Origin of the sequence: Planobispora longispora, assembly GCF_016863135.1 — a bacterium.
Lineage (GTDB): Bacteria > Actinomycetota > Actinomycetes > Streptosporangiales > Streptosporangiaceae > Planobispora > Planobispora longispora.
Window position 1 is genome coordinate 164,198 of the sequence record NZ_BOOH01000004.1, and the last position, 14,921, is coordinate 179,118.

Annotated in this window: 13 protein-coding genes and 1 riboswitch; of the genes, 3 read left to right on the forward strand and 10 right to left on the reverse strand. The window is 72.1% G+C overall.

All coding sequences use genetic code 11. From position 1 onward, the window contains the following. Positions 1–90: 90 nt before the first annotated feature. From Plo01_RS03065 to Plo01_RS03075, 3 genes are read right to left on the reverse strand one after another with little or no spacing between them, the layout of a single operon-like run. Positions 91–654, reverse strand: a complete 564-nt coding sequence (locus Plo01_RS03065) for a nucleotidyltransferase family protein (RefSeq protein WP_203888912.1) — start codon at positions 652–654, stop codon at positions 91–93. Further along, positions 651–1,883 (reverse strand): vWA domain-containing protein, encoded by a 1,233-nt coding sequence (locus Plo01_RS03070; RefSeq protein ID WP_307837355.1) that lies wholly within the window; start codon positions 1,881–1,883, stop codon positions 651–653. Before Plo01_RS03070 ends, Plo01_RS03065 begins: the two co-directional genes overlap by 4 nt. Further along, entirely contained in the window at positions 1,867–2,763 is an 897-nt protein-coding gene (locus Plo01_RS03075; protein ID WP_239315830.1) for an AAA family ATPase, read from the reverse strand. Before Plo01_RS03075 ends, Plo01_RS03070 begins: the two co-directional genes overlap by 17 nt. A 119-nt stretch (positions 2,764–2,882) precedes the next feature. Here Plo01_RS03075 and Plo01_RS03080 point away from each other — a divergent pair, with 119 nt between their 5' ends. The 3 genes from Plo01_RS03080 (at position 2,883) to Plo01_RS03090 (ending at position 7,356) form a co-directional block, all read left to right on the forward strand. Beyond that, on the forward strand, positions 2,883–4,223 hold the full coding sequence (locus Plo01_RS03080) for a TrkH family potassium uptake protein (RefSeq protein ID WP_203888913.1): 1,341 nt from the start codon (positions 2,883–2,885) through the stop codon (positions 4,221–4,223). Further along, positions 4,216–4,884 (forward strand): potassium channel family protein, encoded by a 669-nt coding sequence (locus Plo01_RS03085; RefSeq protein ID WP_239315831.1) that lies wholly within the window; start codon positions 4,216–4,218, stop codon positions 4,882–4,884. Before Plo01_RS03080 ends, Plo01_RS03085 begins: the two co-directional genes overlap by 8 nt. A gap of 114 nt (positions 4,885–4,998) precedes the next feature. After that, positions 4,999–7,356: a putative bifunctional diguanylate cyclase/phosphodiesterase gene (locus tag Plo01_RS03090; protein ID WP_203888914.1), complete on the forward strand. Its 2,358-nt coding sequence runs from the start codon at positions 4,999–5,001 to the stop codon at positions 7,354–7,356. Positions 7,357–7,502: 146 nt separating this feature from the next. On the opposite strand, the gene Plo01_RS03095 is transcribed toward Plo01_RS03090, so the two are convergent. The 7 genes from Plo01_RS03095 to Plo01_RS03125 all read right to left on the reverse strand — a co-directional run. Continuing rightward, positions 7,503–7,961: a PH domain-containing protein gene (locus Plo01_RS03095; protein ID WP_203888915.1), complete on the reverse strand. Its 459-nt coding sequence runs from the start codon at positions 7,959–7,961 to the stop codon at positions 7,503–7,505. A 137-nt stretch (positions 7,962–8,098) separates the two neighbouring features. After that, a complete protein-coding gene (gene ribH, locus Plo01_RS03100) occupies positions 8,099–8,569 on the reverse strand; it encodes a 6,7-dimethyl-8-ribityllumazine synthase (RefSeq protein WP_203888916.1) in 471 nt (156 codons plus the stop codon). 76 nt (positions 8,570–8,645) lie between these two features. Further along, positions 8,646–9,854 (reverse strand): bifunctional 3,4-dihydroxy-2-butanone-4-phosphate synthase/GTP cyclohydrolase II, encoded by a 1,209-nt coding sequence (locus Plo01_RS03105; protein ID WP_203888939.1) that lies wholly within the window; start codon positions 9,852–9,854, stop codon positions 8,646–8,648. Between the two features lie 2 nt (positions 9,855–9,856). Beyond that, a complete protein-coding gene (locus tag Plo01_RS03110) occupies positions 9,857–10,519 on the reverse strand; it encodes a nicotinamide mononucleotide transporter family protein (RefSeq protein ID WP_203888917.1) in 663 nt (220 codons plus the stop codon). Next, positions 10,516–11,124, reverse strand: a complete 609-nt coding sequence (locus Plo01_RS03115; protein ID WP_203888918.1) for a riboflavin synthase — start codon at positions 11,122–11,124, stop codon at positions 10,516–10,518. The genes Plo01_RS03110 and Plo01_RS03115 overlap by 4 nt, the downstream gene beginning before the upstream one ends. A 404-nt stretch (positions 11,125–11,528) precedes the next feature. After that, positions 11,529–11,659: riboswitch (FMN riboswitch) on the reverse strand. Between the two features lie 114 nt (positions 11,660–11,773). Further along, a complete protein-coding gene (locus tag Plo01_RS03120; RefSeq protein WP_203888919.1) occupies positions 11,774–12,400 on the reverse strand; it encodes a response regulator in 627 nt (208 codons plus the stop codon). 47 nt (positions 12,401–12,447) lie between these two features. Then, positions 12,448–14,921, reverse strand: a 2,474-nt coding sequence (locus Plo01_RS03125) for an ATP-binding protein (protein ID WP_203888920.1), incomplete at its 5' end; no start/stop codon positions are given.

The following is a 14,921-nucleotide window of genomic DNA, read 5'->3' on the forward strand; positions in this document are numbered from 1 at the left end:
ACCGAATGACCCGCCGGTCGCCGAACCGGCCCGCCGCTGAACGCCCCGTCACCGGACGGCACGCGGCCCAGGGCGTTCCGCCCGCCCGGCTCACAGCCGCGCGAGGTCGGCGGGCGTGTCGATGTCGGCGGGATCGCCCGCGTCGTCGCAGGGCACCTCGACCACCAGCTCGGGGTGGGCGCGCAGGAACGGCCGGGCCCCGACGTCGCCGACGGCCAGCTCGGCGACCCCCGCGAAGTGCTCCCTGGCGATCAGCACCGGGTTCCGCCGCTCGCCGCCGTACGTGGCCACGGCGAGTGTCGCACCCTCCAGCGCCGCCCGGGCCAGCCGCCGCACCACCGGCGCCCCGATGAGCGGCTGGTCCACCAGCGCGACCACCACGTACCGGGCGTCCGGGGGGAGCGCGTCGAGGCCGGTCCGGAGCGAGGAGCCCATCCCGGACCGCCAGCCGGGGTTGCGCACGGTCACCGCCCCGCGCACCTGCACGGTCGCGGCTCCGAGGACCACCACCACCGGGTGGCAGCCGCCGTCGTGCAGCAGCCGCACCCCCCGGTCCACCAGACGCTCTCCCCGATACTCCACCAGCGCCTTCGGCGTGCCCAGGCGCGACCCCGATCCGGCCGCCAGCAGCAGCCCCGCGACGTGCGATCTCATGGAAGCCTCCTTCCCCGTCGCGGCCGTTCCCGCACCCCCGCCAGCAGCCCGGCCAGCTCCTCGAAGGCGGCGAGGCTGTGCCCGGCCACGAAGTCGTCGACGTACGGCAGCGCCGCGCGCATCCCGCCGGTCAGCGGCTGGTAGCCCTCATGGCCCTTGTGCGGGTTCACCCAGATCACCCGGTGCGCCGTACGGGACAGCCGGGCCATCTCCGCGCCGAGCAGCGAGACGTCGCCGCGCTCCCAGCCGTCGGAGGCGATCACCACCGTCGCGCCCCGCGCGTCGCCCAGGGCCAGGAGCCGGCGGATCTCCTCGCCCAGCCGGGTCCCGCCGCTCCAGTCGGGGATGGCGCGCGAGACGGCGGTCATCGCCGCCTGGGGGTCGCGGTGGCGCAGTTCGGCGGTGAGCCGGGTCAGGCGGGTGCCGGCGCTGAACACCTCGGTGGCGCGGGGCTCCGACCTGACCACCGCGTGGGCCAGCCGCAGCAGGGTGTCGGCGTAGGGGGTCATGGACCCGCTCACGTCCACCACCAGCACGACCCGGCGCGGTTTGGTCCGGTGCTCCCGGTAGCGGAGCCTGGCGGTCTCGCCGCCGCGCCGCAGGGCCTCCCGGATCGTCCTGCGGGGGTCCAGCCGCCCCCGGCGCGCCGGCCGGAAACGCCGTGACTCGCGCCGCTCCCTGACGGTCCTGAGCAGGGCGAGCATCCGGTGCGCCTCGGCCAGCTCCGCCGCGCTCATCGCGGCCACGTCGCGGTGGCGCAGCACCTCCGCCGCGCTCGCCCCCGCGGCGAGCGCCGGACTCTCCTCGCCGCCCTCCCCCCGGTCCCGGGACTCCCCGGCCAGGGAGGCGTACCGGATGAGGGTGACGGCGCCCGGCCGGGCGCGGCCCGCGCGCAGGCCGCCGAAGTAGGCGCGGAAGACCCGGTCGTAGCGGGGCAGGTCGTCGGCGGAGGAGCACAGGGTGAGCCGGCCCGCCCAGTAGACGTCGCCGGGCCGGGAGGCGTCCAGGCAGGACAGGGCGCGCAGCAGGTTCTGGGTCCGCTCGTGATCGGCGGGCACGCCGGCGGCCCGCAGCGTCCTGGCGAACCCCGTCATGACCGTGACCAGTTCCCCGGCCGCCGTCTCGGGGAGACCGGAGCCGCCCCCCGCCGGGAGGCCCGGGTCCTCGGCGTCCGGGAGGCCCGGGTCGTCGGCGTCCGGGAGGCCGGGGCCGTCAGCCGCGGGGCGCACCGGGGAATCCGTTCGCGAGCACGACCTCGTGGTCCTCGCGGTGCTTGAGCAGGGCGCCCAGCGTGGCCGCGGCCAGGCCGGGGTCGAGCTCGCGGGCGCCGAGGGTCAGCAGGGCCTCGGTCCAGTCGAGGGTCTCGGCGATCCCGGGCGGCTTGACCAGGTCGGCCTCGCGGAGCCGCCGGGCCGCCCCGGCGACCTGCTCGGCGAGGACGGCCGAGCACTCGGGGAGCCTGCGCATCAGGATCGCCACCTCGCGCTCGAAGGAGGGGTGCTCCAGCCAGTGGTAGAGGCAGCGCCGTTTCAGCGCGTCGTGGACCTCGCGGGTGCGGTTGGACGTCAGCACGACCACCGGCGGGGTCGGGGCGCGGACCGTGCCGAGCTCCGGAATGGAGATCGCGAAGTCGGACAGGACCTCCAGCAGGATCGCCTCGAACTCCACGTCGGCCCGGTCGATCTCGTCGATGAGCAGCACGCACGGCTGGGTCTCGACCGCGCGCAGCAGCGGCCGGGCGATCAGGAAGCGCCGGTCGTACACCTCCCCCTCCAGCCGGGCGGCGTCGGTGACCCCGCTCGCCTCGGCCGCCTTCAGGTGCAGGAGCTGGCGGGCGAAGTCCCAGTCGTAGAGGACCTGGGAGCCGTCGAGGCCCTCGTAGCACTGGAGCCGGATCAGCGGCGCGTCCAGCACGGCGGCGAGCGTCCGGGCCAGCTCGGTCTTGCCGACCCCGGCCTCGCCCTCCAGGAACAGGGGCCGCCCCATGCGCAGGGCGAGGAAGGCCGCCGTGGCCAGCCCCTCGTCGGCCAGGTACGCCTCCCGGCCGAGCAGCTCCGCGAGCCGTCCGGGCGACTGGAGGTCCGATGCCGTGTTCGTCCGCCTCAGCACCGCCTCAGGCTACGTCCTGGGCGGTACGGCGGGCCAGCGCCCGGCGGGCGGCCCGACATGAGGACCGATCAGGGTGTATGTGATCGAAGACGGATGGAAGCAGGCGTATTCTCTTCCCGGTGAACTACGCGGCCAGACAGATCAACACCCCGTCGAGAGTCGTCGTCGTCGCGTTCCTCGCGGTGATCCTGGTCGGTACGGCGCTGCTCTCACTCCCGATCTCCGTCGCGGAGGGCGAGGAGGCCTCGTGGGTCTCGGCGCTGTTCACCGCGACCTCCGCGGTGTGCGTCACCGGCCTGGCCGTGCACGACACCGCCGCGCACTGGACGGTGTTCGGCGAAGTCGTGATCCTGACGCTGATCCAGATCGGCGGAATCGGGATCATGTCGCTCGCCTCGATCCTCGCGGTGATCGTCTCCGGGAAGCTGGGACTGCGCGCGCGGCTCAACACGCAGGCCGAGACCAAGACCCTGGGGCCGGGCGACGTCCGTCAGGTGATCGTGGGCGTCGTCAAGATCACGCTTCTGGCGGAGGCGGTGACGGCCGCGTTCCTCACCGTCCGCTTCATGACCGGGTACGGCGAGCCGTTCGGACGCGCCCTCTACTACGGGATCTTCCATTCCGTCTCGGCGTTCACCAACGCCGGGTTCGCGCTGTGGCCCGACAGCATCATGCGCTTCGTCGACGACGTGTGGATCTGCCTGCCGCTGGCCTTGGCCGTGGTCGCCGGGGGGCTGGGCTTCCCCGTCTACGCCGTCCTGCGCAAGGACTGGCGGCGGCCCTCCCGATGGTCGCTGCACGCCAAGATCACCTTGGGGGCGACCGCGGTCCTGCTGTTCGGCGGCGCCCTGGCGGTCACGATCCTGGAGTGGAACAACCCGGCGACGTTCGGTCCTCTCGCTCCCGGCCTGCGGATCCTGGCCGGGTTCTTCCACAGCGCGATGACCCGCAGCGGCGGGCTGAACTCGGTCGACACCTCTCAGATGCACGAGAACACCTGGCTGGTCAGCGACGTGCTGATGTTCATCGGCGCGGGCAGCGCGAGCACCGGCGGCGGCATCAAGGTGACCACGTTCGCCCTGCTCGGCTACGTCATCCTGGCCGAGATCCGCGGCGAGCCGGACGTCACGGCGGGCCGCCGCCGCATCGCCGAGCACATCCAGCGCCAGGCGCTCACCATCGCCCTGCTCAGCGTGGCCGCCGTGGTCCTCGGCACGCTGGTCATGATGGTGCTGACGCCCTTCACCCTCGATCGCGTACTGTTCGAGGTGGTCTCCGCGTTCGGCACGGTCGGGCTCTCCACGGGGATCACCGCCGGCGTCGGCCCCACCGGGCACCTGGTCCTGACGACCCTGATGTTCATCGGACGGCTCGGCCCGGTGACCCTCGGCGCCGCGCTCGCGCTGAACGTCCAGACCCGCAGGTTCCGCTACCCGGAGGAGCGACCCCTCGTTGGCTGACAAGGTGAACCGCGGCGACGCGGTCATGGTCATCGGTCTCGGCCGGTTCGGCGGCGCGCTCGCCACCGAGCTCGTCCTGCGCGGCGTCGAGGTCCTCGGCGTGGACAACGACTCCCGGAACCTGCAGGACTTCTCCGGGCGGCTCACCCACGTCGTCTGCGCCGACTCCACCGACGCCGACGCGATGTCGCAGCTGGGCGCCGGCGAGTTCGGCCGGGCCGTGGTCGGCATCGGCACCGACATCGAGTCGAGCGTGCTGACCACGTCGATCCTGGTCGACCTGGGCCTGGCCGACATCTGGGCCAAGGCGATCAGCCGTCAGCACGCGCAGATCCTGCGGCGGGTCGGCGCCCACCACGTGGTGCAGCCCGAGGCCGACATGGGCGAGCGGGTCGCCCACCTGGTCACCGGCCGGATGCTCGACTACGTCGAGATCGACGAGGACTACGCGCTGATCAAGACGAAGGCCCCCGGCTGGGCCGAGGGCCGGGCGCTGCGCGAGCTCGGCATCCGCAAGACGTACGGCGTGACCGTCGTCGGCGTCAAGAAGCCCGGGGCCGGGTTCACCTACGCCACCCCCGACACCGTCATCCAGGCCGGTGACACCCTGCTCGTCACGGGGGACGCCGAGGGGACCGAGCGGTTCTCCGAGGAGACCTGAGCCGGAGCCGGACCGCCCGCTCGATCGGGGGGCGAGAACGCCTCAGGACCGGCGCCCGCCCGCCGATGAGTCCATCGTCATGGAGATGAACACGGCATGGCGGAGGGCGGAACGATGACAGCTGACCTGCGGGAACGGACCGCCCCCTCGCTCACGACCACACCCACCGTCCTGAGCCGCGTCCGGGCCCGGCCGACGTTCTGGGCCCTCACCGCGCTCGCCGTGCTCAGCACCGGCTGGTTCGCCCTCGCGATGGCGTTCCCGCCGGGATGGCCTCTCCCGGCCCGGATCCCGTCCATCGTCTCCACCGTGCTGGCCGCGTTCGCCTGCGCCCGCGTCTCGAGGTCGCTGGCCGGGGCGCTGCGGTCGTTCTGGCGGCGCCTGGCCGCGTCCATGTGCCTTCTCTCGGCCGGCCTGCTGGCCGGTCTCCACCAGTCCTTGACCACGCCCGGTCTCCCCGAGCGTCATGTCGGGCCGGTGGCCATGGGACTGTTCCTCGGCGCCCTGGTGGTCACCATCTGGGCGCTGCTGCGGCTGCCGATCGGGCAGCGCTCACGCAGAACCCTGCTGACCCTGGGGCTCGACGCGGGGGTCGTCATGCTGGCCGCGACGCTGTTCGCGTGGCACCTGACGCTGCGCACCGCGCCGAGCCTGCTCTCCGCCACGGGCACGTCCTCGTCGGTGCTCACGGTCGTCGCGCTGTGCTTCCTCGAGGTGCTCACCGCCGTCAAGCTGGCGCTGACCGGCGCCGGCCCGCTGCACCGCCGTGTCCTGACGGCCCTGGGGATGTCGGTCGTCGTGGGCGCGGCCAGCAGCGCGCTCGCCCCGCTCCTCCACGACCGGCCGTACCTCTCCAGCACCAGCCTCGCCGTCCCGCTCATCGCCTTCCTCACCGGGCTCGCCGTCGAACGGCAGTGGCAGGTCATGGACGAGCCCGCCCGCGCCCCGCAGCGACGGCGGCGGCCGTTCAGCCTGCTGCCGTACGGCGCCATCGCGGCGACGGGCGCCATGCTCCTCATCTCGGCCCAGAACTCCAGCACGGAGCTCCGCGTGCTCGCGGCCGGGACGATCGCCATCACCGCCCTGGTGGTGCTGCGCCAGATCGTGTCCTTCTACGACAACGCCAGCCTCCAGGATCAGCTGTCCCACCAGGCCAGCCACGACGCGCTGACCCGGCTCGCCAACCGGGCCCTGTTCACCGAGCGCGCCACCGGCGCCCTGGCCGGCACCCCGCAGCGCGGCGTCGCGCTGGCCCTGATCGATCTGGACGACTTCAAGGGCGTCAACGACCGGCTCGGGCACGCGGTGGGCGACGCCCTCCTGGTGGCCGTCGCCGACCGGCTGCAGGAGTGCGTGCGGCGGGGCGACACGGTCGCCCGCCTGGGCGGCGACGAGTTCGCCGTGCTGCTGAACGACGTGACCTCCGCCGAGGCCGACCAGATCATCGATCGGATCATCGCGGCGCTCGGCACGCCGGTCGCCGCCGACGGCCACGAGCTGCTCGTGCAGGCCAGCATCGGCCTGGTCGAGGGCGGGGAGGAGATGAACGCCAGCGAGCTGCTGCGCCGCGCCGACGTGGCCATGTACTCCGCCAAGGAGCTGGGCAAGCGCCGCTGCGTGCGCTACGCCCAGGACATGGACGCCCGCGCCGTCGAGAACGCCCGGCTCAGCGCCGAGTTGCGCCACGCCCCGGCCCGCGGCGAGCTGTTCCTGCTCTACCAGCCGGTGGTCACCCTGCCCGACGGCGAGCTGTCCGGGGTGGAGGCGCTGGTGCGCTGGCGTCACCCGGAGCGCGGCCTCGTCTCCCCGGCGGAGTTCATCCCGGTCGCCGAACGCACCGGCATGATCGTCGACATCGGCACCTGGGTGCTGTACGAGGCGTGCCGGCAGATGGCCCTCTGGCAGCGGCAGTACGGCCCGGCCGCACCCGCCAAGATGAGCGTGAACGTCTCGGCCCGGCAGCTGCTCGAACCGGCCTTCGCCCAGACCGTCGCCGACGCGCTGCGCCGGCACGGGCTGCGCCCGTCCGACCTGCTGCTGGAGATCACCGAGACCGCCGTGTTCGACGGCGGGCGCGCGCTGGAGACGGTCCAGGCCGTCCAGGCCCTCGGTGTGCCGATCGCGCTGGACGACTTCGGCACCGGCCACTCCTCGCTCGGCCTGCTGCGCACCTGCCCGGTGGACGTGCTGAAGGTGGACAAGCTGTTCGTCGACGGCGTGACCGGCAGCACCGAGCAGGCGGCGATCGCCACCTCGCTGGCGCACATCGCCCAGGCGCTGCGGCTGCGGGCGGTGGCCGAGGGCGTGGAGACCGCGGCCCAGGCCGAGCGTCTCCACCAGCTGGGCTACCGGCTGGCCCAGGGGTACCACTTCGCGCCGCCGCTGTCGCCGGACAAGATCGAGCAGATCCTGCAGACGCGCACCACGAACCCGGGCCCGGCGTCATGGGAGCCGCCCGCCCTCACGACCTGAGCCCGCCGCGACGCGCAGCGTCGCCATAGGCCCGCGAGGGGGCGCCGGTGCGCTGGACTGAGGAGCGAAGGAGCGCAGCGGATGAGCGACGAGGGAAGGCACCGGTCACCAGCCCCCGAGCCGCGACGCGCAGCGTCGCCATAGGTTCAGCGGGACTCGTTGGCCTCGCCGCGTTCGCGGATGAGCGCGGCGAACTCGCGGACCTGGAGCACGGTGCGTGACTTCTCCGATCCCTGGAGGCCCATCGCCCCGATGGTCATCCCGTCGGAGAAGTCGATCTTCGCCCAGGGCTCGCCCTCGACCAGGGTGACCGAGAGCACCTCGGCCCACTCGTAGCGGTGCACCCGCAGGCCGTTGACCAGGGTGATCCCGCGCTCGTCCGCCTCCACCCGGCACCGGCCGAGCAGGTGCAGCACCCAGGCGACCAGTCCGGCGAGCGCCACCACTCCGACCTTGTCGAAGACGGTGAACGGCGGCGGCAGGAAGACCGCCATGACCACGGCCCCGATCATGATCACCAGCGCGAGGACGTACGCCACGATCCGTCCCGTCTTCGGCCGCCACACGACGGGCAGGGACGGGACGGGGACCATGTCGGAGCTCACCTGAAGATCACTTTCCTCTGCGGGGGCGGCCGGTCGGGCGCCGAAGGAAACCTACCGCACCGCACCGCCGCCCCCGCGCACGCCACCGCACCGCCCGGACCGGGGGCGGGAGGCCGCGCCCCCCGCGCCGGTCCCCGTCAGCCCCGCAGGTCCCGCAGGATCAGAGCGGTCTCCAGCGCGGCGACGGTGGCCTCGTATCCCTTGTCCTCGTGGCTTCCCGGCACGCCGGACCGGTCGAGGGCCTGGTCGAGGGTGTCGCAGGTCAGCACCCCGTTGCCGACCGGGGTCTCCTCGTCGAGGGAGATCCGGGTCAGGCCCGAGGTGACCGAGTCGCAGACGTAGTCGAAGTGGGCGGTCTCCCCGCGGATGACGGCCCCCAGCGCCACCACCGCGTCGCAGCGCCGGGCCAGCGCCTGGACCACGACCGGGATCTCCAGGGATCCGGCCACCCGGACCACGGTCGCCTCGGCGCCGCTGTCCCGGCAGGCCTGCACGGCCCGCGCCACGAGCTGGTCGGTGATCTTCTCGTGCCAGCGGGCGGCCACGATCCCGACCGTCAGTCCCCCGGCCTCGACCGCCGCCGCCCCCGGCCGTCCCTCGCCGCTCATACGATCTCCTCGCTCAGGGGCCCGGAGTCCGCGTCCGCGAACACTCCGCGCCCGTCGATCGGCTCGCTCCGCCCGCTCATACCGTCTCCTCCCGGATGTCGTGACCCAGGCGGTCACGCTTGGCCAGCAGGTACTTCCTGTTGTACGGGTTCATCGCCACCGGCGTCGCCTCGCGGCCCAGCACCTTGACCCCGTAGCCGTCCATGCCGCGCATCTTGGCCGGGTTGTTGGTCAGCAGCCGGATCGACTTCACGCCCAGATCGGCGAGCATCTGCCCGGCGTTGGAGAACTCGCGGGCGTCCACCGGCAGGCCGAGTTCCACGTTGGCGTCCACGGTGTCGCTCCCGTTGTCCTGCAGGCCGTACGCCCGCAGCTTGGCCAGCAGCCCGATCCCGCGCCCCTCGTGCCCGCGCAGGTAGACCACGACCCCGCGTCCCTCCTCGGCGATCCGCGCCATCGCGTGCTCCAGCTGCACCCCGCAGTCGCACCGCAGCGAGCCGAGCACGTCGCCGGTGAGGCACTCGGAGTGCGCCCGGACCAGGACGTCCTCCCCGTCGTCGAGGTCGCCGTAGACCAGGGCGAGGTGCTCGCCGCCGTCCAGTGAGCTGGAGTAGCCGTACGCGCGCCACATTCCGTGGCGGGTGGGGATCAGCGTCTCGGCGACCCGGGTCACCATCCGCTCGGTCCTGCGCCGGAACTCCACCAGCTGCTCGATGGAGACCAGCGCCAGGTCGTGCTCGTCGCAGAACTCCCGCAGCTCCGGCAGGCGCTTCATGGTCCCGTCGTCGTTGACGACCTCGGCGAGCGCCCCCGCCGAGCTCAGCCCGGCCAGCCGGGCCAGGTCCACGGCCGCCTCCGTGTGACCGCGCCGCACCAGCACGCCGCCCTCGCGGTAGCGCAGCGGGAAGACGTGGCCGGGCCGGACCAGCTCGTACGGCTCGGTCGCCGAGTCGCACAGCGTGCGGATGGTCCTGGCGCGGTCGGCGGCCGAGATGCCGGTGGTCACGCCGTCGCGGGCGTCCACGCTGATGGTGTAGGCCGTGCGCATGCGCTCGCGGTTGTCGTGGACCATCAGCGGCAGGCCGAGCCGGTCGAGGTCCTCGCCGCGCATCGACACGCAGATGACGCCGCTGGTGTGCCGGATGGTGAAGGCCAGCAGCTCGGGCGTGGCCTTGGCCGCGGCGAAGATGATGTCGCCCTCGTTCTCGCGGTTCTCGTCGTCGACGACCACGATGGGTCTGCCGTCACGGATGTCGGCGATCGCCCGCTCGATCGGGTCCAGCATGGTCACACGGCCTCCTTGGGGATGAGAACGGCCCGGGAGCGGTACTCCTTGAGCCAGTTGACGAATCCTGCGAGAACGAGCACGAAGAAGATTCCGTAGACGGCCCCGGAGACGACGAGGCCGGAGCTGAACGCCAGCGGCACGCCGACCAGGTCCACCGCGACCCAGACGATCCAGAAGTCGACCAGGGCCCGGCCCTGGGCCCAGGTGGCGACCGCGCTGCCGACGAAGATGTAGGCGTCGGCGGCGACGAGGGCGTATCCCTTGACTCCCGGCGTGTGCACGCCCCACGACAGCTTGAACACGAAGAACAGCACGCCCACCACGGCCGTGCCGACGATCATGACCGCGACCAGGCCGAGCCGTTCGCGCGCGGTCGCCGGCCGTACGGCCAGCGTCTGGCCGCCCTCGGTGCCGCGCGCCCACTTCCACCAGCCGTAGACGGCCAGCGCCCCGAACATGACCTGCTTGAGGGCGTTGCCGGTGATGTGGGCGCTGATCGAGGCGATCAGCAGCAGCACCGAGCCGGTCAGCTGCACCGGCCAGGTCCAGATGGACTTGCGGATCGCCAGCAGCACGGTGGCCAGCGCGGCCACGTTGCCGACCAGGTCGGTCCAGAGGACCTTGGTCCCCAGCAGGGTGAATCCCGCCTCCGTCCAGTTCACGCCTGACCTCCCAGCCCGTAGGCGCCGACGAGCTTCTCCACGTGCTTGGCGATCACGTCGACCTCGAGGTTGACCGGGTCGCCGGGCTGCTTGGCCCCGAGGGTGGTCAGCTCCAGGGTGGTCGGGATCAGGCTGACCGAGAACGCCTCGCCGTCCACCCCGGCCACGGTGAGGCTGACGCCGTCCACCGCGATGGAGCCCTTCTCGACGACGTAGCGGTTCAGCTCGGACGGCAGCGAGATCCGCACGACCTCCCAGTGCTCGGCGGGTTCCCGCGAGAGCAGCACGCCGGTGCCGTCCACGTGGCCCTGGACGATGTGCCCGCCGAGGCGCTGGTCGGCGCGGACCGCGCGCTCCAGGTTGACCGGGGAGCCGGGGCGCAGCGCGCCGAGGCTGCTGCGCCGCAGGGTCTCCTTCATGACGTCGGCGGTGAACACCTCGCCGTCGGTCTCCACGACGGTGAGGCAGACCCCGTTGACCGCGATGGAGTCGCCGTGCCGGGCGTCGGCGGTGACGACCTTGCCCCGGACGGCCAGCCGGGCGGCGTCCGGCAGCGGCTCGACGGAGGAGATCTCCCCGAGTTCTTCGATGATTCCGGTGAACATTCTCACTGCTCCTTAACGGGTGCCGGCCGGGTGTTCGGACGCGGGTCCGGCCCGATGGGGGTGATGTCCTCGGGGCGAGGCGAGCCACCGGCTGGTGAGGTCGCGCCCGTGCGCGGCGGCCCCGCGCGTGCGCGCGGGGTCCGCCTCTCGCGTGGGACGCTCCAGGCGCGCGGGACGCTCCGGGCGCGCGGGACGCTCGGGGCGCCTTGCGGGTGCGGAATGCGTTGAGGGTCCGGGGCACCCCGGACGTCGGGGGTGCCCGGCGGATGACGATGCGCCGTCGCTGGGGGTCGGCTGGCTCAACCCGGGTCTCCTACTCGCCAGTAGCTTCCTGCCACGGCGGGCCCCGGGGAGACGGGTGCACAGACTCCCGTCGGCGGAGGTGCCTGGACGGCACTCTCCGCTCGCGCGCTTCCTCCCATCCGGACTTTAACCGTCGGTCCCGGAATTTCACCGAGTCAACCGGTCGATGGCTTCGACCGGGTCGCGGACTTTAACCGCCGGTTCGGACTTTCACCGACCCCGGAGCACGCTGCTCTCTTCGGTCGCACACCCACCGGGTGTACTCCCGTACATCAGTGTGCCACGTCCGGCAAACCGGACGGAACCAGTCTCCACCATATGAACCAAACGAGCGCTTGGTCAACAGTCAGGCGCCGCCCACCGGCCTGAAGTGCTCGGCGAGCCCGTCACAGGTCAGGCGCGCCATCGCCACCTGCTCCGCCAGCTCCTTGGCGGCCTCCGGATCCTCCAGCCCCGGCGCGCAGAGCCGCTCCTCCACCACCGCCAGCCGCCCGGCCAGCTCGACGACCAATTCCGCGCCCCTGCCGTCGGCCTCGGCCCGGCGGATCAGGGTCTGCAGCAGGTTCGCCTGCTCCTTCAGCTGCCGGGTCTTGCGGTGCAGGTCCAGGAACACCTGCACCTTGGCGCGCAGCACCCAGGGGTCGAACGGCTTGGTGAGGAAGTCGACGGCGCCGGCGACGTAGCCGCGGAAGGTGTGGTCGGGATCGCTCTCCGTCCCGGTGAGGAAGATGATGGCGACGTCCTTGGTCTGGTCGAGGCGCTTGATGTGGGAGGCCGTCTCGAAGCCGTCCATCCCGGGCATCATCACATCCAGCAGCACCAGCGCGAAGTCCTCGCGGAGCAGCGCCTTCATCGCCTCCGCGCCGGAGCGGGCCCGGACCAGCGTCTTGCGCAGCGGGTTCAGGATCGCCTCCAGCGCGACCAGATTCGCCTCGTGGTCGTCGACCAGGAGAATGCGCTCCCTGCCCATCATGACCGGACTCCCCTCACAACCGCATTCCTCTCACGGCCGGACTCCCCTCATGACGTGACCTCCTCGGAGACCGCGGCCAGGCACTCGCACATCACGTCCAGGAGGTGATCGGCGTCGACGGGCTTGGGGACGTAGGCGGAGGCCCCGCAGGCGATGGCTTTCTCCCGATCACCGGGCATCGCCTTGGCGGTCAGGGCGATGATGGGCAGCCGGTCGAACCGGGGCATCGCCCGGATCGCCTCGATCGTCTCGTAGCCATCCATCTCGGGCATCATCACGTCCATGAGGACCAGCGAGATCCCCTCCTCGCCCTCCAGCCGGTCGATCCCCTCCCTGCCGTTCTCGGCGTAGAGCACCTCCATGCCGAGCCGCCCGAGCATGTGGGCCAGCGCGTAGACGTTGCGGACGTCGTCGTCGACGATGAGCACCCTTCTGTTCCCCAGCACCGTTCCCACCTGCCCCCGCTGCAGGTCGCTGAGGCGGGTCAGCACGCGCCACGGGTCGTCGCCCGCCTGGCCGCGCCCGCTCCACGCGGCCTCGGCGTCCGCGGGGGCGGAACGCGCCGTCGATGCGTGGACCTGTTCGCCCGCCGCCGGGGCGGACTCCGCGAACTCCGCGAAGCCCGCGAGGCCCGCGGAGCTCATGGAGCCCGGCGCGTCCTCCCGCTCCCACACCGGCTCGGGCTCGTCCCCGCCCGGGGGCGGCCCGGCGTACCGGGGGGCGACGTAGAAGGTGAACGTGCTCCCCACGCCGAGCTCGCTCTCGGCGCGGATCTCCCCGCCGAGGAGCCGGGCGATCTCCCTGCTGATCGACAGGCCCAGCCCGGTCCCGCCGTACTTGCGGCTGGTGGTCCCGTCGGCCTGCTGGAAGGCGCCGAAGATCACCGGAAGCTTGTCGGCGGCGATCCCGATCCCCGTGTCGCTCACCGAGAAGGCGATCACGTCGTCCGCCTCCCGCAGCGCCTCCTCCTCGAACTCCGTCCCGGTCCCGCGGCCGACGTGCTCCACCCGCAGCCGCACCTCGCCGGAGGAGGTGAACTTGACCGCGTTGGAGAGCAGGTTGCGCAGGATCTGCTGGATCCTGCGCTCGTCGGCGTACAGGTCTCTGGGGACGCCCGGGCCGACCTGGACCTCGAAGACCAGTCCCCGGTCGACGGTCAGCGGCCGGAACGTCGTCTCGACGTAGTCCAGCAGCTTGGTCAGCGGGACGATCTGCGGGCGCACGTCCATGCGGCCCGCCTCGATCTTGGACAGGTCGAGGATGTCGTTGATCAGCTGGAGCAGGTCGCTGCCCGACTGGTAGATCGTGGTCGCGAACTCGACCTCCTGCGGGCCGAGCCTGCCCTCGGGGTTGTCGGCCAGCAGGCGCGCCAGGATGAGCAGGCTGTTGAGCGGGGTCCGCAGCTCGTGGGACATGTTGGCCAGGAACTCCGACTTGTACCGCGAGGAGGTGGCCAGCAGGTGCGCCTTCTCCTCCAGGGAGGCGTTGGAGCGCCGCAGCTCCGCCTGCTGCCGCTGCAGCTCGTTGGAGCGTTCCTGGAGCTGCTGCGTCAGCCGCTGCGACTCCGACAGCAGCACCTCGGTGCGCGAGTTCGCGATGATCGTGTTGATCGCGACGCCGATGGTGACCACGAACTGGTCGAAGAAGGCCAGGTGCACGTCGCTGAACCGGCTGAAGGAGGCCAGCTCGATGACCCCCAGCACGTGGTCCTCGAAGAGGATCGGGAGGATCACGACGCTCACCGGGATGGCCGCGCCGAGCCCCGATGTGATCTTGACGTAGTCCGGCGGGACCTCGTCGACGAGGATGCGCTTCTTCTCCACGGCGGCCTGCCCGACCAGGCCGTGGCCGAACACGACCGGCTCCGTCGTCCCGAAGTCGTGCGTGGAGCCGTACCCGGCGATCAGGCGGAGCACCGGCTCGTTCCGCTCGCCCTGCTCGGCCAGGAAGAAGGTGCCGTACTGCGCGGACACCAGCGGGGTGATCTCCTTCAGCAGGAGGTCGGCGACCTCCATCAGGTCCCGGTGCCCCTGCATGAGCCCCGCGATGCGGGCGAGGTTGCTCTCCAGCCAGTCCTTGGCGCGGGTGGTCTCGCGCAGGTTGGCCACCATCAGGTTGACGTTGTTCTTGAGCTCGGCGACCTCGCCCTTGGCCTCCACCGTGATCGACCGGCTCAGGTCTCCCTGCGCCACCGCGCTGGCCACCTCGGCGATGGCGCGGACCTGGGTGGTCAGGTTGCCGGCCAGCTCGTTGACGTTCTTGGTGAGCCGCTCCCAGGTGCCGTACACGCCCTCGACCTCGGCCTGGCCTCCCAGGCGGCCCTCGGAGCCGACCTCGCGGGCCACGCGCGTCACCTCGGAGGAGAAGGACGAGAGCGTGTCGACCATCGTGTTGATCGTGGTCTTCAGCTCCAGGATCTCGCCCCGGGCGTCCACGTCGATCTTCTTGCGCAGGTCGCCCTGCGCGACGGCGGTGGCGACCTGGGCGATGTTGCGGACCTGGGTGGTGAGGTTGTCGGCCA